The sequence below is a fragment of the Paenibacillus sp. YYML68 genome (genome assembly GCF_027923405.1).
GTDB lineage: Bacteria > Bacillota > Bacilli > Paenibacillales > NBRC-103111 > Paenibacillus_G.
The window spans coordinates 2,387,688-2,409,665 of sequence record NZ_BQYI01000001.1; the positions used below are offsets into that span (position 1 = coordinate 2,387,688).

Here is a 21,978-nt window from a genome sequence, read left to right on the forward strand (position 1 = left end):
ATATCGCGAGCGAAAAGAGGGATTCAGGGTGCGCATACCAAGGAAGCTGGAGCATGTTCACCATGCTCTGCAGCTTGGACAGAGCGGGCTTCACGGCCTTGACGATGTTAAGCTGATCCATAACTGCCTCCCGGGAGTCTCTACGGAATATATCGCACTGCCTACGACAATCGGCGAACTCTCCTTGAGTTCGCCGATTGTTATTAATGCGATGACCGGAGGGGCTCACGAGACGGAGGAGATCAATAGAGAGCTCGCTATAGCGGCCAGGGAAACAGGACTTGCCATGGCAGTTGGCTCGCAAATGTCTGCGATTAAAAATCCGGAGGTCGCGTCGAGCTACCAGATTGTACGTCGTGTGAATCCAGATGGAATCGTATTCGGCAACCTCGGCAGCGAAGCAACGGTCGAGCAGGCAGAGCGGGCTGTACATATGCTGCAGGCCGACGGTCTGCAAATTCATCTTAACGTCATGCAGGAGCTCATTATGCCGGAGGGGGATCGCTCCTTCACGGGCATGCTGGAACGAATTCAGCACATCGTCCGTGCGATTGGTGTGCCTGTCATGGTGAAGGAGGTCGGCTTCGGCATCGCTCGCGAGCATGCGGAGGCGCTCATTCAGGCAGGAGTAACGATGCTCGATGTCGGCGGCTCAGGCGGGACGAACTTCGCCCGCATTGAGAATGCCAGACGGGAGCAAGCGCTGGACTGGTTGAATAATTGGGGCTGCACCACGAGTGTAGCGCTGCTGGAGGTGCTGGAGGCGAAGCGGCGGCTGCAAGCGGAGGCGAAGGGACTGTCCGTCATCGCCACTGGCGGAATGGCGACAGCACTTGATGCTTGCCGGGCACTCGTCGTTGGTGCTTCAGCGGTCGGTATGGCCGGTGCCTTGCTGAAGGTACAGCGGACAGAAGGCACAGAGGCGCTGATCTCTCACATCGGGCGGCTTCATTCCGAGCTCAAGCTGCTCATGACTGCGCTCGGCGCTGCAACGATTGACGAGCTGCACCAGGTGCCGATTGTTATCACGGGTGAGACAGCCGAATGGTGTGTTGCGCGCGGAATCGACCATCATACATACGCTAGGCGTCAAGGCTACTCGAGGCGTCCAGCAGCGACGATCTAACGTATTGACTAAAACCGAATATGACCAGCCATACTATAGAAAAAAGAGAGGCCAAAACGTCTTTTTCTATGGGTGAGTGCTAAATATGAATGCAGGCTATTTGTCGCTATTGCTCGTTGTCGTAGCTCTCATATTGGTACTAAGCGGCTGGAAGGACATCCTATTAAGAGGTATGACTCCTACGAGTCTACTTCTTTTTTTTGTTCTCTGGATCGTGCTGCTGCCGCTTAGCTTCGAATGGCAGTCGATTCAGTTCTCAGGCTCCGCGATCTTGTGGATCGGGATATTGTCTTATGTTTTCGTGAGCATGAGAGGGAGCCTGTTACGCTTTCATCTGATCTCGGTGTCGCTGCTGCTATCGTCGGTGTACTTTTTCTTGAAGGAAACGATTCACTTGATGCCTACGATCATGATATGGAACGCTACGTTCACGACAGCGTTAATGGTTGGTGTGCTGGCAGCAGGACTGCTGCGGCAACCGGGATTACAGATTGCTGCGATTACAGCAGCGCTGCTCCTCGGTGAGAGCATGTCCCTATACGCGCATCGGGATACCGCAATTGTAGTCATCGGACACGCTGGCGCTCAGGACCTATGGTGGCTGTCGATATTCACAGCTAGAGCGGTGTCACTGCTGCTGGAGGCTATGGGGAATGCTGTTCGAGGTATGGCGAAGCGTGTGGCAGACCGATTGCGGATCCGGAAGCCGTAATGCGTCGTTGTGACTTCAGGAATCATCAAGGAATCACACTCAAGGAGGGCTCGTGCATGTGGGCGTGGTTAATGGAGCAGAAGGTTACGGTTGGCATTATTATAGGTGTGCTATTCGGCGTAATCGCTCGCTTGTCAATGCTGCGCACCGATTACAGGCAATACCCGACGTACCCTCATGGGAAAATTATACATCTTTCTCTAGGCGTCATTGCAGCCGGATTAGGTGCCGTCGCGGTTCCATCGCTCATAGATAAAAACTACACGGCGATTACGTTCCTCGCGCTGGCGGCCCAGCAATTTCGGGATGTTCGCAATATGGAGCGAAACACATTGTCGAAGATCGATGAGGTCGAGCTCGTACCAAGAGGCGGTACTTATATTGAAGGGATTGCTATGGTATTCGAGGGGCGCAACTATCTCGTTATATTCAATGCGTTCGTAACCGCCTTCTTCAGCATCGTCTTCGCTTGGTATTGGGGGATCGCGGCAGGTGTGGCTGTGTTGCTCATCACCAATAGGTTGAAGTCGGGCAAAAGCATTGCGCATATCGCCGATGTGTCGATCGGTAAGCTGCGCTTCGATGGTCCAAATCTCTATGTGAACAACATCTACATCATGAATGTCGGATTGAACGACTCTCGCAAGGCGATGGAGGAGCGAGCGCTCGGCCTCGTGTTCACCCCGAAAAACATTAATGCGCGTATTACGCTCGCTAACCCGGGACAGCGACAGGCGATATTGCATGACATCTCCACGATTCTCGGTGTCTATCGGGATGAAGGCGAACCGTCACTCGTGCCGCTCGCCAAGCTCGACATGAATGATGGTCGACTGGCGGTGCTGGTGCTGCCGCAGGATCGCAGTCCGGACAAGGCGCTGCAAGCCGCGCTGCGAGCTCCGATCTTGGAGAGCGCCGTTCGGATGCCGAGCGAGGCTGCTGCGGTCCAGTCATCCGATGGAAAGGCAGGTGCATAAGTATAATGGGTAAAATAGCGGCAATCGTGACGAAGCACAAGGAATGCGTCGCTGGTGGAGCGCCGATCTTTGTAGTAGAAGGGGACAAGGAGCTGCAGGACGTCTCGTTCCGTCTTGAGAAAATGCTGGATGCAGCTGCTCACGATCTGGAGAATGGCACGATGCTTCTGGTGAAGCATTAGTGTGCTTGCGAGTCTCTTGTTTTACTTGCACCCCATATTTTGTTATAATAGCAAAGCCTATGGCCTATTTCGGCCGTAACTATACATCATGGCAACGGAGCTTGTGTCGTTAAACGAAGGGACTGAAGCAACATGGCAAGACCAATCATTGCAATCGTCGGTCGACCGAATGTCGGGAAGTCGACGATTTTTAACCGAATTATCGGTGATAAGCTGGCGATTGTCGAGGATAAGCCGGGCGTAACCCGGGATCGTCTGTACGGTCGGGGCGAATGGCTGGACCAAGAGTTCAGCATTATTGATACGGGCGGTATCGAGATCGAGGGTGAGGATGAGATCATGCGTTCGGTGCGGATGCAGGCCGAGCTCGCGATCGAGGAAGCCGACGTCATCGTGTTCATGGTCGATGCGAAGGCGGGCATTACACCTGCGGACAGTGAGGTCGCTCAGATGCTGTTCCGTGCGAAGAAGCCGGTCATCATCGCAGCGAATAAGGTTGACAATCTGCAGCGCTTCGACGATGTGTACGAATTCTACAGCCTCGGCTTCGAGGAAGTAGTCGGCATATCCGGCTCACACGGAACCGGAATCGGTGACCTTCTCGAGAAGGTCGTGGAGCATTTCCCCGATACGCAGGATGAAGAGTATGACGAAGATGTGATCAAGGTAGCGCTAATCGGCAGACCTAACGTAGGGAAGTCGTCGCTCGTCAATGCGATTCTCGGTGAGGAGCGCGTCATCGTCAGCGACATCGCTGGCACGACTCGCGATGCGATTGATACGCCGTTCGAGAAGGACGGACAGCGCTACGTCATCATCGACACGGCCGGTATGCGCAAGCGCGGCAAGGTGTATGAGAACACCGAGAAGTACAGTGTCATGCGTGCGATGAAGGCGATTGAGCGCGCCGATGTCGTACTCGTCGTCATTAACGGCGAAGAAGGTATCATCGAGCAGGATAAGCATATCGCAGGCTACGCGCATGAGGCAGGGAAGGCAGCCATCTTCGTCGTCAACAAGTGGGATGTCGTGGAGAAGGACGAGAAGACGATGCACCAGTTCTCACAGAAGATTCGCGACCACTTCTTGTTCATGACGTATGCGCCGATCGTCTACTTGTCCGCGAAGACGAAGCAGAAGATGCATAAGCTGCTTCCTGTCGTCCAGCAAGTCGCCGAGCAGCATTCGCTGCGCATCTCGACGAACGTGCTCAACGACTGTATCTCGGATGCGGTTGCCATTAACCCGCCTCCGACGGATAAGGGACGTCGACTGCGTATCAACTATGCGACACAGGTGGGCGTGAAGCCTCCGACGATCATCTTGTTCGTGAACGATCCAGAGCTGATGCATTTCTCGTATGAACGTTATTTAGAGAATAAGATCCGCGCTGCGTTCGGGTTTGAGGGAACACCGCTTCGCCTCTTCACCCGCCGTAAGTCGGAGGACAGCTGATTCTAGGGGTGGCGCTTGTGTGGGCATGGAGCTCTTTATTAATCGGATATTTGCTCGGCTCGATTAGCTTCAGCTACTTGGCCGGGAAGCTGCTTAAGGGCATTGACATTCGACAGCACGGCAGCGGCAATGCAGGGGCGACCAATACGCTGCGCGTTCTTGGCAAGGGGCCGGGTATTACGGTTCTAATGCTTGACGTTGTCAAAGGTATTGTCGCAGTCTGGGTCGGTACTTGGATGAGCGGAGGAGATCCGCTTATTCAAGTGCTGGCAGGAGTAAGCGTTATCGTCGGTCATAACTGGCCGGTCTTCTTCGGCTTCCGCGGCGGGAAGGGCATCGCTACTACGATTGGTGTTATGGCGACGCTCGCCTTCTTCCCTGCGTTGTATGCAGGCATTATCGCGATCGGCTCCATCGTGCTGACACGCTATGTTTCGCTCGGCTCCCTCTTGTTCACAGCACTATTACCGTTATTCATATGGCTGATGGGAGTTCCGTACGAAATATTGCTGCTTAGTCTGGTGCTGTTCGTCTTCGCCTGGTTCCGTCACCGCAGCAACATCGTCAAGCTGCTTAAGGGTCAGGAGAACAAGCTCGGCTCGAAAAAATCATCCTAGCATCAAGAGCGATAGTTCAAACGCGGAGGTGACTGTTCGATATGTCGAAGCCGATAAAAACGGCCGTACTCGTGGCAGGCAGCTGGGGGACGGCGATCGCATCTGTCCTTGCGGATAATGGAAGACAAGTGTTGCTCTGGTCCCGCAACCAAGAGCAGGTCAATGAAATTAACCAATTGCATCGCAATCATCGTTTCCTGAAGGATGCAGCTCTATCGCCGCATATTCAAGCCACGACGGATATGGGTGAGGCGGTAACGGATGCTGACGTCGTCATCGTCGTCGCGCCGTCATCGGCGATGCGCGCGATCGCACAGCAGCTTCGGCCGCTTCTGTCGGAGCGCTCGCTCCTCGTCCATGCGACGAAGGGCTTCGAGTCAGGGACGTTGAAGCGTATGAGCGAGGTGCTAGCCGACGAGCTGCCGCAATATGATCCGAGCCGGATCGTTGTGCTGTCCGGACCGAGTCACGCGGAGGAGGTTATCCAGCGCTGTCCGACGACGGTCGTCGTGGCCGCACAGGATAAATCAGCGGCCGAGGCGGCGCAGGATGCACTGATCAGCCCGTACTTCCGTGTGTATACGAATCCGGATGTGGTCGGTGTCGAGGTCGGTGGCGCTCTGAAGAACATCATTGCGTTAGGGGCCGGCTTGTCAGACGGGCTCGGCTTCGGCGATAACGCCAAGGCGGCGCTGCTGACGCGCGGGCTCGCCGAGATCGCGCGACTTGGCACTGGCATGGGCGGACACCCACTGACGTTCGCGGGTCTTGCTGGCGTCGGCGATCTGGTCGTCACCTGCACGAGCAAGCATAGCCGCAACTGGCGAGCAGGGTCGATGCTGGCGCAGGGGCTCAGCCTTGATGAGATGCTGAAGCAGATGGGCATGGTCGTAGAGGGAGTCAAGACGACTCAGGCTGCCTATCAGCTGTCCGCGCAGCTCGGCATTACGATGCCGATTACGTCGGAGCTGCATCATGTGCTGTTCGATGGGAAGTCGCCCCGTGCTGCTGTAGAGGCGCTGATGGGCCGCGGACGCACGCATGAGCTGGAGGACGCAGTGGACGCTTCCCAATCGACTTGGTTCGGTTAATATAACCGGACTGGGACGTTCGCCCTCACCGATGAACAACAACGTACATATAATACCTCAGACTTGACTTAGCGCTTCCTCGCTAAGGCTACTTCAGTTCTGGGGAGGTACGACGATGGCGAATAAAAATATGGGCAAAGACGTATTGAGCATCGTGAAGAAGAAGACGGGTAAGAGCGTATCCGAGAAAGATATTCAGAAGCTCGCAAGCGGCGTCAAGCCAAGCACGGTGCAGAGCGAGGCGCAGCTGCGCCAGCTCATTAAGCAGGTTGCTTCGCTCGTGAACGTTCCAGTGTCCGAGCAGACGATGAATGAGCTTATTCAAGCAATTAAGAGCAGCAAGATGAGCCCGAACAACATGGAGCAAATGATGAAGATGCTTACGAAAAAGTAACAGTTTAGTGGCATAAGCGTCCGAATGCGGCGCTTGTGCTTTTTTTATGCTATCATAGTAGACAATTATGTCGCTGGTGCGGCACCTGTCCTATCCAGGATCACAGTAACGTTCGTATGGAGGTTGAGCTGTTCTTATGTCACCGTTAGACAAAATGTGGGCGTCGTTTATCGCGATCGGACTTATGGTTTTTGCATCGTTCCTCATTACGTTTGCTCGTACCCGGACCAAAGGCGTCTTGCGCGTAATCTTGTCTATTATCGCGTTCTTTATGTTCGTGCCAATACTCATTTACATGATGGTGTCCATGCTGTAAGGAGGGCTTGCGTACAAGATGATTACGTTAAAAGGTCGTACGTTAAAAAAAGAGCTGGAGCCTGTAACCGGCCATACGCTGTTAGATCTTGCGCTTAAAGGGAAGGTGGATTGGTCGTTCTCCTGCACACGTGGGACATGCTCCCGCTGCCGCTGCTTAGTCACAGAAGGCGCGGAGCATCTGAACGCGCCTACGGACGCGGAGCTGGATAATCTGGAGCCCGAGGAGCTCGAGCAAGGCTATCGGCTTGGCTGTCAGGCTGTGCTGAAGTCGGCAGGTCGCGTGGAGGCGGCGCTTAAGCCGTATTTTTAATAGTTACACCAACAAGCCCTTACAATGGGGTAATCAGTACAATACAGGATGATGAATCGTGAACGATAATCGCATTCCGGACGCAAGGCTTGAGCCGGTTATCGGCGCTTTGCGACAAATTAAACGACTATACAGGCACGAAGAGGGTGCATGGCTCGTGGGAGGAAGTACGGGCTTGCTGCTTCAGGGAGTAGCGTTAGCCGCTCCTCCACGCGATCTGGATCTGTATATGGATCTTGAAGCAGTAGGTGCATTACATCAGCGGCTGAGCCTGTACGCTACAGATGAACAAGCAGCCAACGAGTCTGGGATGTATCGGTCTGTGCTCAGCCATTATGCGATTGAAGGCGTGAAGGTAGAGCTCGTTGGTGCATTTGAGGTTAGGTCGCAGGGCTGCTGCTATCAGGTGGAAGCGGAATATTTGGCAGATGCTTATCCGGTGCACTGGACGTTACCGAAGCATGATGAAGCTCCGGAAGGCAGCAGGATCGTTCTTCTCATGCCGCTCGTCCACGAGCTGATCTTCAATGTGCTGCGAGAGCGGCCTGATCGCTATGAGGCGATCGCTTCAGCTTGTCGCAGCCAAGGGCCGGACAGGCTCCGTGAACACCGGAGCACGCTGGCTGCTCTGATGGGCCGCAATCGTTTCACTGAAGCGGTCAGCAGGAAGCTGGAGATGCTGCTGGACGATTCTCTCCTATAGTAGAAATAGAAAGGGGACGTTGCGGATGACCGCTCAGGTGACCTTTGTACCAGATGAGAAGCAGATTCAAGCAAGACCCGGCACAACGCTGCTCGATGCGGCGAGAAGAGCTCGTGTGCACATTCGGACGCGCTGCGGTGGCAAGGCCGCATGCCTCATGTGCAAGGTGCAGGTAGCTGACGGCGGGGAAGCGGGTCTAGTGCCGATGAACGATGCCGAACGCAACAAGCTCGGCAGTCTGGAGGAGCAAGGCTATCGTCTGTCGTGTCAGGCGAAGCTGAACGGCAAGGCATCGATGACCGTCACCATACCCGAGGATCCGCTGAAGAGCGCCATTCGCCGTCAGCTGGAGCAGCAGAAGGAGGAGGATTGGCTGTGAGGAGGAAGGGCAGAGCAATGCTGCTCACCCGGCTGTCAGCTGTGCTGGTGCTGCTCGGACTGCTGGCAGGCTGCATGTATCCGAACGAGCTTCGGAAGGAGAACATGCTCGCAGGCGGTGAGTACGTCATACTGGTGCAGTCGGCGGTCGATCAATACAAGTCGAAGACGGGCGTGCTGCCGATCAAGAACAGCGAGGAAGCAACGCCACTATATGAGAAGTATCCGATTGACTTCAAGAAGCTGCTGGGTGCTTACATGAGCACGATACCTTCGAACGCCTTCGAGAACGGGGGTACGGCAAGGTACGTGCTCATCGATGTAGAGACGAAGCCGACAGTCAAGATGCTGGATCTGACGAGCTTCCAGCAGACGGTCGAGCTGCAGCGTGCCGTGGATGAGTACCGTTCTCGAACGGGTGTGCTGCCGCTTGCCGAGAAGACGGCGCAAGGGTTTCACCGCATCGACTTTGACAAGCTGAAGTGGAAGCAGACGGATGTGCGCAGCATGTACTCGGTGAACACGCGGCTGCCTTTCTTAATCCACGATTCCGGTACGGTTACGATCGATTATGCGCTCGAGATGATGAAGCTGATCGATAAGAAGCAGCTGCAGGGCAAGCTTGCGCCTGACGACGATCTGCGTGCGCTGCTGGCCGCTGAGTCCTACTTCGTGCCGGCACGCTCCTATGCGTATCGGTTCGTGAACGGGGAGCCAGTGCCGATTACGGCGCCTTAGGCGAACGAATACCAGCTTAACGCTGATTGCACATGCTTATATGGGAATGACCTCTTTAGCCTCTGACTGTCCGCTCTCCGGATGTCAGGGGTTTATTCATGTTGTTCTATTTCTTCCGTTCGATTCACTAGCATACGAAGAAAGGGCGGCTCATATATATGCTAAGGATGAGCATGCAGGCGCATCCTGCGGATGATCAGGGAGCAGCGGGGAGACGTTGTGAAATTTCCTCAAGGCCTGTCATCATATTTTGTACCGCAATACATATATATGTACTAGTCCGAAGCATGTACGAGTTTCGTCTAAACAACCTGTAGGAGGGATTCCGATTGGAAAAAGTGGATATCTTTAAGGACATTGCAGAGCGTACTGGCGGGGATATTTACCTGGGGGTCGTGGGCGCGGTCCGTACGGGAAAATCAACGTTTATTAAGCGCTTTATGGAATCGATCGTGCTTCCGAACATTCAGAACGAGGCCGATCGCGCACGGGCAACCGACGAGCTGCCGCAAAGCGCAGCGGGCCGCACCATTATGACGACAGAGCCGAAATTCGTACCGAACAATGCGGTTCAGCTTCACGTGGCCGAAGGCCTGAACGTGAACGTCCGCTTGGTCGATTGCGTCGGATATGTGGTAGAAGGCGCCAAGGGCTATGAGGACGAGAGCGGCCCTCGCATGATCAACACACCTTGGTTCGATGAGGCGATTCCGTTCCAAGAGGCAGCCGAGATCGGCACACGCAAGGTCATTCAAGAGCATGCGACGCTCGGTGTAGTCATTACGACAGACGGCTCCATTGCTGAAATTCCGCGTGCTTCTTACGTGGACGCTGAGGACCGCATCATCAATGAGCTGAAGGAAGTCGGCAAGCCGTTCATCGTCATTGTCAACTCCACGAAGCCGGACAGCGACGCGGCGCTTGAGCTGCGGAGCGAGCTTCAGATGAAGCACGACGTACCGGTTGTCACGGTTAGTGTAGCGAACATGCAGGAGGAAGATTTCACTTCCGTGCTGCGTGAAGTATTATACGAATTCCCGGTTCATGAGGTGAACGTGAACCTGCCAAGCTGGGTAATGGTGCTCGAGGAAAATCATTGGGTGCGCTCTAGCTTCGAGAACTCTGTCCGTGATACGGTTCAAGATATTCGCCGCTTGCGCGATGTTGATCGTGTCGTCGAGCAGTTCCAGGAGTATGAGTTCATTGACAAGGCAGGTCTGGCCGGCATGAACATGGGCCAAGGCGTCGCTGAGATCGATCTGTATGCGCCAGATGAGCTGTATGATCGCATTCTGCAGGAGGTCGTCGGCGTCGAGATCCGCGGTAAGGATCACCTGCTGCAGCTGATGCAGGAATTCACACATGCGAAGCGTGAGTACGATCACTTCGCTGAGGCGCTCGAGATGGTGAAGACGACAGGCTACGGTATTGCACCTCCGACGCTCGCAGAGATGATGCTCGATGAGCCGGAGCTGATCCGCCAAGGTGCGCGCTTCGGTGTACGCTTGAAGGCGACTGCGCCTTCCATTCACATGATTCGCGTCGACGTCGAGTCTGAGTTCTCGCCGATTATCGGTACAGAGAAGCAGAGCGAGGAGCTTGTTCGCTACCTGATGCAGGACTTTGAGGATAACCCGCTTAAGATTTGGGAGTCGGACATCTTCGGCCGCTCGCTGCACTCCATCGTGCGTGAGGGTATTCAGGGCAAGCTGGCGATGATGCCGGACAACGCGCGTTATAAGCTGCAGGAGACGCTCGGACGAATCATTAATGAAGGCTCCGGCGGTCTGATTGCGATCATTTTGTAATAAAATCGGCGTTAGCGCCGTTCAGATGCACCCTTCGGGGTGCATTTTTTGTTATTTTGTCTTGAAAAAGCGTAAAACCTGTATTACTATTAGTTTGTTTGCTTAGAGAGTATCTAACACCGTATGTATATTTTTCGCGGTTTCCGTGAAAAAAGGAAATAAAGGGTGTTGCACAACTTGGGGGGAGGTGAATCGCATGAATAAATCCGATTTGATCAATAAGGTCGCTGAAGTAAGCGAGCTGTCCAAGAAGGATGCGACTAAAGCTGTTGAAGCGGTTTTTGAAGCTATTTCCGAAGCTCTCCAAAGCGGTGACAAGGTCCAGCTCGTCGGTTTCGGCAACTTTGAGGTACGCGAGCGTTCCGCCCGTAAAGGCCGCAATCCGCAGACAGGTGAGGAGATTGAAATTCCTTCCAGTAAAATCCCGGCGTTCAAGCCTGGAAAGGCATTGCGCGACGGCATTCAATAAATAAACATTGTTACATAGCATCACTGTTTTTGGTTGGAGCAGTGAGTACGGCAGACGCTTGAGTCCTGAAGATGGACCAGGCGTCTTTTCATCGGCATGGCATAGGTTCAACGGGCTGGAGGTAGAGCAATGGAATCGAATGAGAACAAAGCCGCTCAGTCGGAAGGGCAAGATTATTTCGTCATCAAGGCGAAGGAGAACGGCGTTCAGGTGATCGGTCTTACGCGTGGCCAAGATACGCGCTTTCACCATACGGAGAAGCTGGACAAGGGCGAGGTCATGATCGCACAATTTACGAACCATACGTCCGCAGTGAAGATTCGCGGCAAGGCAACGGTGTTCACACGCTATGGCACCATTGAGACGCAGGAATAATTTATCGGGGATTGGCAGGCATAGCCTGCTTTTTTTCGTTGTACAATGATAGTAGACAGGCTTTCAGCCGGTCGTCACCCGCGAAGGAGGAACGTGCCGCGATGAGATGGATTACCCGTCTATTGATCATGACTTGTATATCTGCAGTGGTGGCTGTCGGATTGTCCTACGTGCTGCAGCTGGACGAGAGCGCCTCTGTATTCCGAACGAACAAGCCGACTACCGTTAATGAATCGAACATTGTTGATGTCGTATCCAAAATGCCGCTCCATCTGCGTATCAGACGTGTCGAGGTCAGTCACAGCATCGTCTCTGTCGATCTGCTCGCTGTTCAGGCTACACCTACGTCCGATCTGCTGAACGACCTGTACCAAATTCCAAATTCGGTCTTCTCCGTCTCCACGAATATCAATCAAGTGCACGTTCGAGTGCTCGACGGCTCCAGCACGCAGTCCAGCGGTACGCAGCTTCTCGTCGCAGCTGATGCGCGCCGGGATAAGTGGCTCCCTAGCGAGCCGAAGCTGCAGCCCAAAGGGATGGAGGAGCTCCAGATGTTCCTGGATTCTCATTACCGAATGACCTACACACCGAAGTGGGAGGAGCATTCACGGCAAAAGAGCTAAAGCTGTAACATTTGACCGGCATGGTCGAATATGCGAATTGAATGCAGTTGTGCTATAATGGTTTGGATCAAAAAGAGACGTGATTTATTGCAGGGTTCGGAGGCTTGGTTATGAACAGTTATCGGATTCCGGAAATCGCCAAACCATATATCGAGCATGACATGATCCAGATGCATACGGACTTGCCGGTATTTCCTGATTTCCGCGCACGGTTGTTGTACGCTTTCTTGAACAAGCACAGCTCTCTCGCCGGGCATAGCGAGCTCTATACGCTCGTGACGAGCCTAGTGCAGCTCGGGCTGGACACACATGATACGGTAAGCGTAACGAATGCGGACAAAGAGATGAAGGCGGCTCGCTCGCGGCAGCTGAAGGTGCTGGCGGGCGATTATTTCAGCAGCCGCTTCTACTACTTGCTCTCACATGCCGGGCACATTGACTTAATTGGAATGATCTCAGGAGCGATCTGCGAGGCGAATCGGCTGAAGATGAACATGTACATGCTGATGAAGCAGCTGAAGCTGAGCGCAGACGACTACATCCAGCGCACCGTTGAGGTGAAGTCGCAGCTGTTCCTGTCGTTCAACGGCATGCTGGAGGAGCACGTGAATACGACGTGGCGTGAGCTGCTGCAGCTGTTCACACGGTGCGAGGTGCTGCTGCATGAGCTGATACGTTCGGAATCCTCCCTCCAGTATCGGGATAGCTGGGGGTATTGGCATGTACTGCAATCCGGCACCAAGGAGGAGCGAAGGCTGCTCCAGCAGGAGGAGACCGATCATGCGAAGGTGCGCTCCCTGTGGATGAAGTACAAGGTGACCTCTCAGCTGTACGACATGCTGGAGGCGTGTATGGAGGAGCTGCAGGACAAGCTTCGCCTGCTCGGTGGGGATACGGACAAGTGGGTGAAGGAGCTGCAGCTGATCGGCGAGCCGGTGAAGCATTATTTATCAGCCCCAAGAGCGACACAGGAAGTATGAGGTGAGAACCGGATGGAAGGCAAGACGAAGGAACAATTTGTACATTCCGTATTTGAGAGCATTGCGCCCAAATATGACTTGATGAACGACATTCTAAGCTTTCGGCGTCATAAGGCGTGGCGTGAATTTACGATGCGGAAGATGAATGTGCAGCCAGGCAGCAGCGGTATCGATGTATGCTGCGGCACTTGCGACTGGACGATCAGTCTGGCGGAGGCGAGCGGCAACGGCCCGATGGTCGGTCTTGATTTCAGTCAGAACATGCTTGATGTCGGCGCTGACAAAATCGAGCGGATCAATCGGGACCGTCAAATCAAGCTCATTCGCGGCAATGCGATGGAGCTGCCATTCGCCGATCATACGTTCGATTATGCGACGATCGGCTTCGCGCTTCGCAACGTCCCTGATCTTGTGCAAGTGATCAAGGAGATGCAGCGAGTCGTGAAGCCTGGCGGACTGGTCGTCTCGCTGGAGCTGTCCAAGCCGACTTGGCAGCCGTTTAAGAGTTTGTACTACTTTTATTTCCAGCGTGTGCTTCCGATGCTCGGCAAGCTGATCGCGAAGAGCTACGAGCAGTACAAGTGGCTGCCGGAATCACTGGTGAATTTCCCCGATCATAAGCAGCTTGCGGACATCTTCCGCTCTACGGGGCTCATTGATGTGAAGGCATACCCATTAACAGGCGGCATTGCTGCGCTGCATATCGGTGTGAAGCCGGGCGAGCTGCCTAAGGGAGACTGACATCATGTGGAGAAAGACACGAATATTTCTCGAAATGATTAAGATCGAGCATACATTGTTCGCCCTGCCGTTCGCGTTCATGGGGGCGCTGCTCGGATCAGTTGTAAAGTTCAACCAGCTGCCGTCGTGGGCGCAGATCGGCTGGATCCTGCTCGCGATGGTCGGGGCGAGGAGCGCGGCGATGGGTATTAATCGGGTTGCAGACAAAGTATTCGACGCGAAGAACCCGAGAACGTCAATGCGCGCCATACCCGCTGGACTCATATCATCCAAAGAAGCAATCATCTTTATTATCGTTTCGTTCGTTCTGCTCTTTGTTGCAGCGGCGCAGTTGAATCCGCTATGTATGAAGCTGATGCCGATCGCTGTATTCTTTCTCGTCTTCTATTCGTATACGAAGCGCTTCACGTGGCTGTGCCATCTGTTCCTCGGAATGGCGATTGCCCTTGCGCCGCTCGGCGGATGGGTAGCGGTTACCGGCGAGATCACGCTTGCTTCCATCGTGTTCTACATCGCAATCATGTTCTGGCTTGCTGGCTTCGACGTCATCTATGCGTGCCAGGATGCGGAATTCGATCGGAACGAAGGGCTTCATTCGATTCCGGCCCGCTTCGGTATTCCGACTGCGTTGAAGCTGGCGCGAGCGTTCCATGTGGTGACTGCAATCGGCTTGCTCAGTCTTTATTTTATGACCGATCTGGCATGGGTGTATTTGCTCGGAGTCATCGTTTCGTTCGGCTTGCTGTTCTATGAGCACCTCATTGTGAAGCCGAACGACCTTACACGTGTAAATACGGCGTTCTTTACGATGAACAGCACGCTAAGCATGGTGATGTTCGCCGTCACCTTCATCGATCTGGTGGTGTATCGCGTATGACAGCTACGAAGCCTTGGGTGATCGGAATAACGGGAGCGAGTGGCGCTGCCTACGGCGTCCGCTTGTGCCGGTTTTTGCTATCGGAGGGAGAGAGTGTTCATCTGATCGTGACGGATGCCGGCTGGCGCGTGTTCAAGGAGGAGCTCGGCTGGGATTCCGCGAAGCGGGTCGATACGTTGAAGCAGCAATTCAGCGGCCTTCCGGGCTCACTCGAGTATGTGAACAACCAAGACATTGGAGCGAAGACAGCGAGCGGCTCGTTCTTGACGAAGGGAATGATCGTTATTCCTTGCTCAATGGGGACGCTGTCCGGCATTGCGAACGGCGCTTCGGATAATCTTCTCGAGCGTACAGCGGATGTTATGCTGAAGGAAGGTCGCAAGCTTATTCTCGTGCCTAGAGAGACGCCGCTTCATGCGATTCATCTGGAAAATATGCTGAAGCTCGCTCGAATGGGTGTTCGCATCATACCGGCGATGCCGGCTTTTTATCAAGGTCCGCAAACGATAGACGATATGGTCGACTTCATGGTGGGCAAAGTGCTCGATGCCATGGAGCTTGAGCATCAATTGTACAAAAGATGGGGTATGCCACATGACAACGAGCATCAGGCCCATTCGGATCGGACGAATTGATTTCACGAACGTTTGGCCGTTGTTTTACTATTTCCCCTTTGCTGCATTTGGCTCCCAGGTAGAGGTGCTGCAGCAGGTTCCGACGGGACTGAACCGGGCAATGGCGGCTGGCCAGATCGACATCGGTCCAATCTCGTCTTATGCATACGGCGAGAACGTGTCTGAGTATATGCTGTTCCCTGATATATCAGTTAGCGCTTACGGGGCGGTGCATTCCATCTTGCTGTTTCATCGTAAACCGCTGGAAGCACTAGGAGGCGCTACGATTGCCTTACCGACAACGAGCGCAACCTCGGTCAATTTATTGAAGATTATTTTGGCTAAATTTTATCGTGTGCAGCCTGAATACGTCTACGAGACTCCGAACCTGGACACGATGATGACGAAGGCTGACGCCGCGCTACTGATCGGCGATCACGCTATCCGGGCCAACTGGGAAGATCGCGGCTACATGATCACCGATCTTGGCGCGGAATGGAACAAGTGGACGGGCCACTGGATGTCGTTCGCGGTGTGTGCCATCCGCAAGGCTGTGATCGAGGAGCAGCCGGAGCTGATCAAGCGTATTTATGACGGCTTTATCGAGAGCAAGCGTAAGTCCTTGACCGACATGACGTTGCTGATCGAGGACGCGCAGGTGGAGCTTGGAGGCGAAGCGGCCTATTGGCAAAGCTATTTTTCCAAGCTCAGCTATGATTTCGGACCACAGCAGTGGGCAGGCTTGAAGCAATATTTCGAATACGCAGCGGAGCTCGACTTCCTGAAGCATGAGGTGCCGCTGCACATATGGAACGATAATTCAGTAGCACAGGTGACGGAATGAAACTGCTTGATTTATATGCAAAGCTAAAAAAAGATATCTCGTACATCGAGAAGGAGCTGGAGCGCAGCATTGACGTTGATCATCCGATGCTGCGCGATGCGTCGCTGCACCTGCTGAAGGCAGGAGGCAAGCGCATACGTCCGGTCTTCGTGCTGCTTGGCGGCAAGTTCGGCACGTACGATCTGGAGCTGATCAAGCATGTGGCCGTGCCGCTCGAGCTCATCCACATGGCTTCTCTTGTGCACGATGACGTCATCGATGACGCGAATACGAGACGCGGCCAGCTCACCGTTCGCTCGAAGTGGGACAATCGCGTTGCGATGTACACCGGTGACTACATATTTGCCAAGGCGCTCAGCATCGTCACGAAGCTGTCCAATCCGGAGATACACCAGATCATGTCCAAGGCGCTCGTAGAGATGAGCATTGGAGAGATGGAACAGATTCGATTCTTCTACCGTAAGGAGCAGCGGGTACGTGACTACCTGCTTCGCATTAAGCGCAAGACTGCGCTATTGCTTGCCATTAGCTGCCAGCTCGGTGCTATGGCGGCCGACGCTCCTGATCGCGTTGCGAGACAGCTGTTCAAGTTCGGCTATTACGTTGGGATGGCGTTTCAGGTGCGTGACGATCTGCTCGATCTGTGCGGTACGGAGAAGGAGATCGGCAAGCCGCCGGGCAGCGATATTAAGCAGGGCAACATTACGATCCCGGTCATTTTCGCTTTGCAAAATGCGGAGCTGCGTCCAGCACTTCTCGAGGAGATCGCTCGAATTGAAGCGCAGGACGGTCAGACCGACATCAGCCACTTTTTGCAGCTGATTCGCAATAGCGACGGAATAGCCCGCTCGGAGGCGCTCGCCTCCAAATATATTGATAAAGCGATCGAGGCGTTGCAGGAATTACCCGATGTCGCATCGAAAAAAGACTTGATTGGTATTGCCCATTTCATCGGCAACCGATCGTATTAAATGGAATAGACGTCGGCAGAAGAGATGTTTGCTTGGGAAGGGAGGATGTACATATGGAGAGAACGTTCGTCATGGTGAAGCCGGATGGTGTTGAAAGAGGACTGATTGGGGAAATAGTTAGACGGTTCGAGCAGAAGGGGTTGCAGCTCTGCGCCGCGAAGCTTGTACAGATGAGTCGTGAGCAGGCGGAGGCTCATTACGCTGAGCATGAGGGCAAAGATTTTTATGAGCCACTCGTCGCATTCATTACATCCAGCCCTGTGTTCGCGATGGTATGGCAGGGTGACCGCGCTGTTGCACTTGTTCGATCCATGATCGGCAAGACCGACGCGCTTGAGGCTGCACCTGGTACGATACGCGCCGATTATGCTGTACATACCCGCTTGAATCTTGTGCACGGCTCTGATTCACCAGAGAGTGCGGAGCGAGAGATGGCTAATTTTTTTGCACCAGAGGAGCTAGTCGTTTATACAAGAGCTATCCAACAGTGGATCTGACAAGGTGGGGATGACAGCATGGAGGATCAAGATTTCCTATTGTTCATCAAGAAGGTAAAGGACTACACGTCGATTGACCTGTCACAATATAAGGAAGCGCAGATGAAGCGCAGACTGACCACCTTGCGGATGAAGAAGGGCTATAACACTTTCGTTGCCTTTTTTGACGCGATGACCAAGGATAAGGCGTTGTTCTATGAATTTCTAGACCGGATGACGATCAATGTGTCCGAATTTTGGCGCAATCCGAACCGGTGGGAGCTGGTCGAGCAGCGCTTCATCCCCGAGATGATTAAGAAGTCACGCCGGCTCAAAATATGGAGTGCCGCCTGTTCGACCGGCGAGGAGCCGTATACACTCGCGATGATATTAGCTGAGCAAGGCGTGCTTGGCGATAGCACCTTGATGGCGACCGACATTGACGAGGGCGCGCTGGAGAAGGCAAGGCACGCCGTCTATTCGGATCGCTCGATCCGGGATGTGCCGGACAAATATTTAAAAAAGTATTACACGCAGGAAAACTTAACGTTCAAAATCGTCGATTCGCTAAAGAAGTCGGTCCGCTTTCAGAAGGGCAATCTGTTAACGGACACATTCGAGTCGAACTTCGATATGATCGTTTGCCGCAACGTGATGATTTATTTCACGGAGGATGCGAAGCATTTGCTGTACCAGAAGTTTGCTAACGCGTTGAAGCCGGGCGGCATTCTATTCGTTGGGAGCACGGAGCAAATTTTCAATCCGGGTCAATACGGCATGGAATCCGCAGATACTTTCTTTTATAGAAAAGTATAAGCTGTAGTGAATATAGACTTACATTCAATCCCATACTAGGAATAAACTGAGTATGAGCCGATTGCTGAAGCAATCAGCGGAAGGAGAAGAATGGACAAGCGTAAAGTCATTACCGCATATCGACGCGGATTTATTACGATGCAGGAATGTGCCCAGATCTTAGGTATTGATTCGTTGCAAATCGTAGGTATCGTTGAGGACCCACAGTGGAGAGAGCCTGCCCGCGCGCTGCACAAGCAGTCTGCGAACGGTTAGGCTTGCAAGAGAATGCACGATACGCCGCCCCGACAGCGCAAGCTTTCGGAGGCGGCGTATTTGGTGTTGACGCTATTATTTCTTGTCAAAGAACAAGGCCTGTACTATAATTAGGCCAAGGAATATAATGCTTAAAAGCGGTAAAGTGTTCAAGTGCCGCAAAGCGTAGTGGGTTGGGATAGGACGAAAGGGGAAACGAATAGTGAGATACCTGACTTCAGGCGAAACGCATGGCCCGCAGCTGACGGCCATTATTGAAGGATTTCCAAGCAATGTAAGCATCGATTTCGAAAGCGTGAATTTCCAGTTAGCGAGACGTCAGAAGGGCTACGGACGTGGGCGCCGCATGCAGATCGAGAAGGACACAGCTAACATTGTCGGCGGCGTTCGACATGGGAAGACAACAGGAGCTCCGATCGCAGTCGTTGTCGAGAACAATGACTGGAAGCATTGGACGACAGTCATGAACATTGAACCGATCGAAGGCAGCGATGAGACGAAGCGTCGGGTGAACCGTCCGCGTCCGGGTCATGCTGACTTGAACGGCGGCTTGAAATACAACCAGCGCGACCTGCGCAACATTCTTGAGCGTTCCAGCGCGCGTGAGACGACCATGCGCGTTGCGGTTGGCGGCATCGCGCGCGAGCTGCTGAAGGAGTTCGGCATCAAGGTTGCTGGACAAGTAATTCGTATCGGCGATGTGGAAGCGAAGCGTCAGGAGCTGCCGATCGATGAGCTGATTGCGATCACTGAGGAGTCACCGGTTCGTGTAACTGACAAGGAAGCAGAAGCGCGCATGATCGCAGCAATCGACGCGGCGAAGGAAGATGGCGATACACTTGGCGGTATCATTGAGTGCATCATCGAGGGCGTACCGTCAGGACTTGGCAGCCACGTGCAGTGGGATCGCAAGCTGGACGGACGTATTGCTCAGGCGGTGCTGTCCATTCAAGCGTTCAAGGGTGTGGAGTTCGGCATCGGCTTCGAGGCTGCTGAGCGCCGTGGCTCTGCTGTGCATGATGAGATCATGCACGAGGAAGGACGCGGCTTCTACCGCGCGACGAACCGTGCTGGCGGCTTCGAGGGCGGCATGACGACAGGCGAGCCGATCGTTGTACGTGCTGTTATGAAGCCGATCTCAACGCTGTACAAGGCGTTGCAAAGCGTCGATATTGATACGAAGGAAGCGTTCACGGCTCAGGTAGAGCGTTCTGATACGTGCGCCGTTCCTGCGGCAGGCGTTATTCTGGAGAATGTCGTCGCTTGGGAAGTGGCGAATGCGTTCCTAGAGAAGTTCGGCGGCGACTCGATCGAGGAGATTCGCCGTAATTACGAGGGCTACCTGGAGCAGATCAAGAACTATTAAGCGGGTGAGAGCATTGATTAAAGAGCTAACGGTTGACTTGGGTGACCGGTCCTATCCGATCTATGTCGGGTCAGGACTGCTGAATGACATCGCAGTCTATCTCGAGAAGCACGGTATCAGCAAGGCCTCTCCGCTCATCGTCATAACCGACAGTCAGGTTGCGCCGCATTACTTGGAGCCAGTTGTGTCGAAGCTGACCGAAGCTGGCTTCAAGGCGGCCTCACATACGATAGCTTCCGGTGAGAAGTCGAAGTCGCTCGCTGTGCTCGAGGACGTTGTCACGACTTGTCTTGAGGCGGGTCTCGACCGCAAGTCGGCTGTTCTTGCGCTCGGCGGCGGTGTGGTCGGCGATCTGGCAGGCTTCGTCGCAGCCAGCTACATGAGAGGCATTCGCTTTGTGCAAATTCCGACGACCATTCTGGCACACGATAGCAGTGTCGGCGGCAAGGTGGCTGTCAATCACCCACTCGCCAAGAACATTATCGGCGCGTTCCATCAGCCAGAGCTTGTGCTGTATGACACGGCGACGCTTGCGACGCTGCCAGACCGCGATGTGCGCTCAGGCTTGTCGGAGATGATTAAGCATGGCCTGATCTGGGATGCAGATTTTACAACGTGGTGTGAGGACAACGCGGAACGGCTGATCGCTCTTGACCCGGAGGCGCTTCAATATGGTCTGTATAAGGGCTGTAGCGTGAAGGCTGCTGTCGTCTCGCAGGACGAGCGGGAGAACGACCTGCGCGCGATTCTGAATCTAGGCCACACGATCGGACATGCACTCGAAGCTGTTGCAGGCTACAATGAGCTGCTGCACGGTGAGGCGATCTCCATCGGCATGATCGGCTCGGCGATGCTGTCGGTCGAGCTTGGCAATCCGGAGCATATACATACGGTAACCGAACGTATATTCACCAAGTTCGGCCTGCCTACCCGTATCCCGGCGCATTTCGACACGGATGAGATCATGAAGGCGATGATGCACGACAAGAAGTTCAAGGAAGGTCAGATGGTTTTCATCGTGCCGACAGAGATTGGTAAGGTGGAAATCAATAAACGCGTCTCCGCTGATCTCGTTAGATCAATCGTGGAGCGGTTAAAACAGGAGGCTTGACAGCATGTTTGTTAGGGGAATCCGCGGTGCGACAACTGTGGAGCATAACGAGGAGAACGAAATTTTATCAGCAACGACCGAGCTGTTGAACCAGATCGTGCAGGAGAACGGCATCGTTCCTGAGGAGATCGCCAGCGTATTCATTACGGTAACTCCGGACTTGACAGCGACGTTCCCAGCTCGCTCCATTCGCCAGATGGCAGGCTGGGAGCTTGTACCGCTCATGTGCTCGCTCGAAATTCCGGTGGAGGGCGGATTGCCGCAGTGCATCCGACTGATGGTTACTGTGAACACCGAGAAGAAGCAGAATGAGATCAAGCATGTGTATCAGCGTGAAGCGATGCGTCTTCGTCCGGACCTATCGACGAAATAATACTATCCAAATTGACAATTCCATCCTTGAGGTAGTATAGTAAGGGCAAACGAACCGTCGGTAGACGGCGGTTGTTTGAGCATTACAGTAGAGACGAGCATAGTTCAGCAGAGCCTAGACGAGCATAGTAGCCAGCATAGCAAGGTACCGATCAGTCTACAGATGACCAAGTATCCATCACAATTGTTGCCCTCTCTTGTTCGGAGTATGAACGTTGAAGGCATTTGAAGATGCTTGTTCGAGCTGATGTCTGTCGATTATTTTTCATGCTGCCCTCA

General features: G+C 53.8%; 29 protein-coding genes. All 29 read left to right on the forward strand.

All coding sequences use genetic code 11. The features are described 5' to 3' along the window. Window positions 1-28 precede the first annotated feature (28 nt). Entirely contained in the window at window positions 29-1,126 is a 1,098-nt protein-coding gene (fni, locus tag PAE68_RS10925; protein WP_281886882.1) for a type 2 isopentenyl-diphosphate Delta-isomerase, read from the forward strand. 85 nt (window positions 1,127-1,211) lie between these two features. Then, complete coding sequence (locus PAE68_RS10930) at window positions 1,212-1,838, forward strand: YphA family membrane protein (RefSeq protein WP_281886884.1); 627 nt, start codon at window positions 1,212-1,214, stop codon at window positions 1,836-1,838. A 56-nt stretch (window positions 1,839-1,894) separates the two neighbouring features. After that, on the forward strand, window positions 1,895-2,815 hold the full coding sequence (locus PAE68_RS10935) for a YIEGIA family protein (protein WP_281886886.1): 921 nt from the start codon (window positions 1,895-1,897) through the stop codon (window positions 2,813-2,815). 5 nt (window positions 2,816-2,820) lie between these two features. After that, the gene (locus PAE68_RS10940) at window positions 2,821-2,997 is read left to right on the forward strand and encodes a capping complex subunit for YIEGIA (RefSeq protein ID WP_281886888.1); all 177 of its coding nucleotides are present in this window, start codon (window positions 2,821-2,823) and stop codon (window positions 2,995-2,997) included. 132 nt (window positions 2,998-3,129) lie between these two features. Continuing rightward, the gene (der, locus tag PAE68_RS10945; protein ID WP_281886890.1) at window positions 3,130-4,452 is read left to right on the forward strand and encodes a ribosome biogenesis GTPase Der; all 1,323 of its coding nucleotides are present in this window, start codon (window positions 3,130-3,132) and stop codon (window positions 4,450-4,452) included. A 17-nt stretch (window positions 4,453-4,469) separates the two neighbouring features. Further along, complete coding sequence (gene plsY, locus PAE68_RS10950; RefSeq protein ID WP_281886893.1) at window positions 4,470-5,069, forward strand: glycerol-3-phosphate 1-O-acyltransferase PlsY; 600 nt, start codon at window positions 4,470-4,472, stop codon at window positions 5,067-5,069. 41 nt (window positions 5,070-5,110) lie between these two features. Continuing rightward, complete coding sequence (locus tag PAE68_RS10955) at window positions 5,111-6,160, forward strand: NAD(P)H-dependent glycerol-3-phosphate dehydrogenase (RefSeq protein WP_281886895.1); 1,050 nt, start codon at window positions 5,111-5,113, stop codon at window positions 6,158-6,160. Window positions 6,161-6,275: 115 nt separating this feature from the next. Then, window positions 6,276-6,554, forward strand: coding sequence for a stage VI sporulation protein F (locus PAE68_RS10960; RefSeq protein WP_281886897.1), 279 nt, complete (start codon window positions 6,276-6,278; stop codon window positions 6,552-6,554). Between the two features lie 136 nt (window positions 6,555-6,690). Continuing rightward, the gene (locus PAE68_RS10965; RefSeq protein ID WP_281886899.1) at window positions 6,691-6,870 is read left to right on the forward strand and encodes a DUF2768 family protein; all 180 of its coding nucleotides are present in this window, start codon (window positions 6,691-6,693) and stop codon (window positions 6,868-6,870) included. A gap of 18 nt (window positions 6,871-6,888) precedes the next feature. Continuing rightward, window positions 6,889-7,182, forward strand: coding sequence for a 2Fe-2S iron-sulfur cluster-binding protein (locus tag PAE68_RS10970; RefSeq protein ID WP_281886901.1), 294 nt, complete (start codon window positions 6,889-6,891; stop codon window positions 7,180-7,182). 58 nt (window positions 7,183-7,240) lie between these two features. Continuing rightward, window positions 7,241-7,885, forward strand: coding sequence for a nucleotidyltransferase family protein (locus tag PAE68_RS10975; RefSeq protein ID WP_281886903.1), 645 nt, complete (start codon window positions 7,241-7,243; stop codon window positions 7,883-7,885). A 25-nt stretch (window positions 7,886-7,910) separates the two neighbouring features. Further along, the gene (locus PAE68_RS10980) at window positions 7,911-8,264 is read left to right on the forward strand and encodes a 2Fe-2S iron-sulfur cluster-binding protein (RefSeq protein ID WP_281886906.1); all 354 of its coding nucleotides are present in this window, start codon (window positions 7,911-7,913) and stop codon (window positions 8,262-8,264) included. Then, window positions 8,261-9,001 (forward strand): hypothetical protein, encoded by a 741-nt coding sequence (locus PAE68_RS10985; protein WP_281886908.1) that lies wholly within the window; start codon window positions 8,261-8,263, stop codon window positions 8,999-9,001. The genes PAE68_RS10980 and PAE68_RS10985 overlap by 4 nt, the downstream gene beginning before the upstream one ends. A 329-nt stretch (window positions 9,002-9,330) precedes the next feature. Next, window positions 9,331-10,809, forward strand: coding sequence for a stage IV sporulation protein A (spoIVA, locus tag PAE68_RS10990; RefSeq protein ID WP_281886910.1), 1,479 nt, complete (start codon window positions 9,331-9,333; stop codon window positions 10,807-10,809). Window positions 10,810-11,005: 196 nt separating this feature from the next. Next, window positions 11,006-11,278, forward strand: coding sequence for an HU family DNA-binding protein (locus PAE68_RS10995; protein WP_281886912.1), 273 nt, complete (start codon window positions 11,006-11,008; stop codon window positions 11,276-11,278). Window positions 11,279-11,407: 129 nt separating this feature from the next. Further along, window positions 11,408-11,653, forward strand: coding sequence for a trp RNA-binding attenuation protein MtrB (gene mtrB, locus PAE68_RS11000; protein ID WP_281886914.1), 246 nt, complete (start codon window positions 11,408-11,410; stop codon window positions 11,651-11,653). A 101-nt stretch (window positions 11,654-11,754) separates the two neighbouring features. Beyond that, entirely contained in the window at window positions 11,755-12,276 is a 522-nt protein-coding gene (locus tag PAE68_RS11005) for a hypothetical protein (protein ID WP_281886916.1), read from the forward strand. Between the two features lie 110 nt (window positions 12,277-12,386). After that, window positions 12,387-13,256 (forward strand): heptaprenyl diphosphate synthase component 1, encoded by an 870-nt coding sequence (locus PAE68_RS11010; RefSeq protein WP_281886918.1) that lies wholly within the window; start codon window positions 12,387-12,389, stop codon window positions 13,254-13,256. A 12-nt stretch (window positions 13,257-13,268) separates the two neighbouring features. Beyond that, on the forward strand, window positions 13,269-13,997 hold the full coding sequence (locus PAE68_RS11015; protein ID WP_281886920.1) for a demethylmenaquinone methyltransferase: 729 nt from the start codon (window positions 13,269-13,271) through the stop codon (window positions 13,995-13,997). 4 nt (window positions 13,998-14,001) lie between these two features. Continuing rightward, window positions 14,002-14,874: a UbiA-like polyprenyltransferase gene (locus tag PAE68_RS11020; RefSeq protein ID WP_281886923.1), complete on the forward strand. Its 873-nt coding sequence runs from the start codon at window positions 14,002-14,004 to the stop codon at window positions 14,872-14,874. Continuing rightward, window positions 14,871-15,509, forward strand: coding sequence for a UbiX family flavin prenyltransferase (locus tag PAE68_RS11025; protein ID WP_281886925.1), 639 nt, complete (start codon window positions 14,871-14,873; stop codon window positions 15,507-15,509). The genes PAE68_RS11020 and PAE68_RS11025 overlap by 4 nt, the downstream gene beginning before the upstream one ends. Beyond that, window positions 15,469-16,332 (forward strand): menaquinone biosynthesis protein, encoded by an 864-nt coding sequence (locus PAE68_RS11030; RefSeq protein WP_281886927.1) that lies wholly within the window; start codon window positions 15,469-15,471, stop codon window positions 16,330-16,332. Before PAE68_RS11025 ends, PAE68_RS11030 begins: the two co-directional genes overlap by 41 nt. Next, window positions 16,329-17,303, forward strand: coding sequence for a heptaprenyl diphosphate synthase component II (gene hepT, locus PAE68_RS11035; RefSeq protein WP_281886929.1), 975 nt, complete (start codon window positions 16,329-16,331; stop codon window positions 17,301-17,303). The genes PAE68_RS11030 and hepT overlap by 4 nt, the downstream gene beginning before the upstream one ends. A gap of 53 nt (window positions 17,304-17,356) precedes the next feature. Beyond that, entirely contained in the window at window positions 17,357-17,800 is a 444-nt protein-coding gene (gene ndk / locus PAE68_RS11040) for a nucleoside-diphosphate kinase (RefSeq protein ID WP_281886931.1), read from the forward strand. An 18-nt stretch (window positions 17,801-17,818) separates the two neighbouring features. Continuing rightward, window positions 17,819-18,595, forward strand: a complete 777-nt coding sequence (locus tag PAE68_RS11045; protein WP_281886933.1) for a CheR family methyltransferase — start codon at window positions 17,819-17,821, stop codon at window positions 18,593-18,595. A 90-nt stretch (window positions 18,596-18,685) separates the two neighbouring features. Further along, entirely contained in the window at window positions 18,686-18,850 is a 165-nt protein-coding gene (locus tag PAE68_RS11050; protein WP_281886936.1) for a hypothetical protein, read from the forward strand. A gap of 202 nt (window positions 18,851-19,052) precedes the next feature. Next, entirely contained in the window at window positions 19,053-20,216 is a 1,164-nt protein-coding gene (gene aroC / locus PAE68_RS11055) for a chorismate synthase (RefSeq protein ID WP_281886939.1), read from the forward strand. Between the two features lie 13 nt (window positions 20,217-20,229). After that, window positions 20,230-21,327 (forward strand): 3-dehydroquinate synthase, encoded by a 1,098-nt coding sequence (gene aroB, locus PAE68_RS11060; RefSeq protein WP_281886942.1) that lies wholly within the window; start codon window positions 20,230-20,232, stop codon window positions 21,325-21,327. A gap of 4 nt (window positions 21,328-21,331) precedes the next feature. Next, window positions 21,332-21,700, forward strand: a complete 369-nt coding sequence (aroH, locus tag PAE68_RS11065; protein WP_281886944.1) for a chorismate mutase — start codon at window positions 21,332-21,334, stop codon at window positions 21,698-21,700. Window positions 21,701-21,978: the final 278 nt, after the last annotated feature.

What these genes read in the sequence shown, in the direction of transcription:
- PAE68_RS10930 (WP_281886884.1), top strand. Translation starts at nt 1,212, where the DNA reads ATGAATGCAGGCTATTTGTCGCTATTGCTCGTTGTCGTAGCTCTCATA.
- PAE68_RS10935 (WP_281886886.1), top strand. Translation starts at nt 1,895, where the DNA reads ATGTGGGCGTGGTTAATGGAGCAGAAGGTTACGGTTGGCATTATTATA.
- PAE68_RS10940 (WP_281886888.1), top strand. Translation starts at nt 2,821, where the DNA reads ATGGGTAAAATAGCGGCAATCGTGACGAAGCACAAGGAATGCGTCGCT.
- der (WP_281886890.1), top strand. Translation starts at nt 3,130, where the DNA reads ATGGCAAGACCAATCATTGCAATCGTCGGTCGACCGAATGTCGGGAAG.
- PAE68_RS10955 (WP_281886895.1), top strand. Translation starts at nt 5,111, where the DNA reads ATGTCGAAGCCGATAAAAACGGCCGTACTCGTGGCAGGCAGCTGGGGG.
- PAE68_RS10960 (WP_281886897.1), top strand. Translation starts at nt 6,276, where the DNA reads ATGGCGAATAAAAATATGGGCAAAGACGTATTGAGCATCGTGAAGAAG.
- PAE68_RS10965 (WP_281886899.1), top strand. Translation starts at nt 6,691, where the DNA reads ATGTCACCGTTAGACAAAATGTGGGCGTCGTTTATCGCGATCGGACTT.
- PAE68_RS10970 (WP_281886901.1), top strand. Translation starts at nt 6,889, where the DNA reads ATGATTACGTTAAAAGGTCGTACGTTAAAAAAAGAGCTGGAGCCTGTA.
- PAE68_RS10980 (WP_281886906.1), top strand. Translation starts at nt 7,911, where the DNA reads ATGACCGCTCAGGTGACCTTTGTACCAGATGAGAAGCAGATTCAAGCA.
- PAE68_RS10995 (WP_281886912.1), top strand. Translation starts at nt 11,006, where the DNA reads ATGAATAAATCCGATTTGATCAATAAGGTCGCTGAAGTAAGCGAGCTG.
- mtrB (WP_281886914.1), top strand. Translation starts at nt 11,408, where the DNA reads ATGGAATCGAATGAGAACAAAGCCGCTCAGTCGGAAGGGCAAGATTAT.
- PAE68_RS11005 (WP_281886916.1), top strand. Translation starts at nt 11,755, where the DNA reads ATGAGATGGATTACCCGTCTATTGATCATGACTTGTATATCTGCAGTG.
- PAE68_RS11010 (WP_281886918.1), top strand. Translation starts at nt 12,387, where the DNA reads ATGAACAGTTATCGGATTCCGGAAATCGCCAAACCATATATCGAGCAT.
- PAE68_RS11015 (WP_281886920.1), top strand. Translation starts at nt 13,269, where the DNA reads ATGGAAGGCAAGACGAAGGAACAATTTGTACATTCCGTATTTGAGAGC.
- PAE68_RS11020 (WP_281886923.1), top strand. Translation starts at nt 14,002, where the DNA reads ATGTGGAGAAAGACACGAATATTTCTCGAAATGATTAAGATCGAGCAT.
- PAE68_RS11025 (WP_281886925.1), top strand. Translation starts at nt 14,871, where the DNA reads ATGACAGCTACGAAGCCTTGGGTGATCGGAATAACGGGAGCGAGTGGC.
- PAE68_RS11030 (WP_281886927.1), top strand. Translation starts at nt 15,469, where the DNA reads ATGACAACGAGCATCAGGCCCATTCGGATCGGACGAATTGATTTCACG.
- hepT (WP_281886929.1), top strand. Translation starts at nt 16,329, where the DNA reads ATGAAACTGCTTGATTTATATGCAAAGCTAAAAAAAGATATCTCGTAC.
- ndk (WP_281886931.1), top strand. Translation starts at nt 17,357, where the DNA reads ATGGAGAGAACGTTCGTCATGGTGAAGCCGGATGGTGTTGAAAGAGGA.
- PAE68_RS11045 (WP_281886933.1), top strand. Translation starts at nt 17,819, where the DNA reads ATGGAGGATCAAGATTTCCTATTGTTCATCAAGAAGGTAAAGGACTAC.
- PAE68_RS11050 (WP_281886936.1), top strand. Translation starts at nt 18,686, where the DNA reads ATGGACAAGCGTAAAGTCATTACCGCATATCGACGCGGATTTATTACG.
- aroH (WP_281886944.1), top strand. Translation starts at nt 21,332, where the DNA reads ATGTTTGTTAGGGGAATCCGCGGTGCGACAACTGTGGAGCATAACGAG.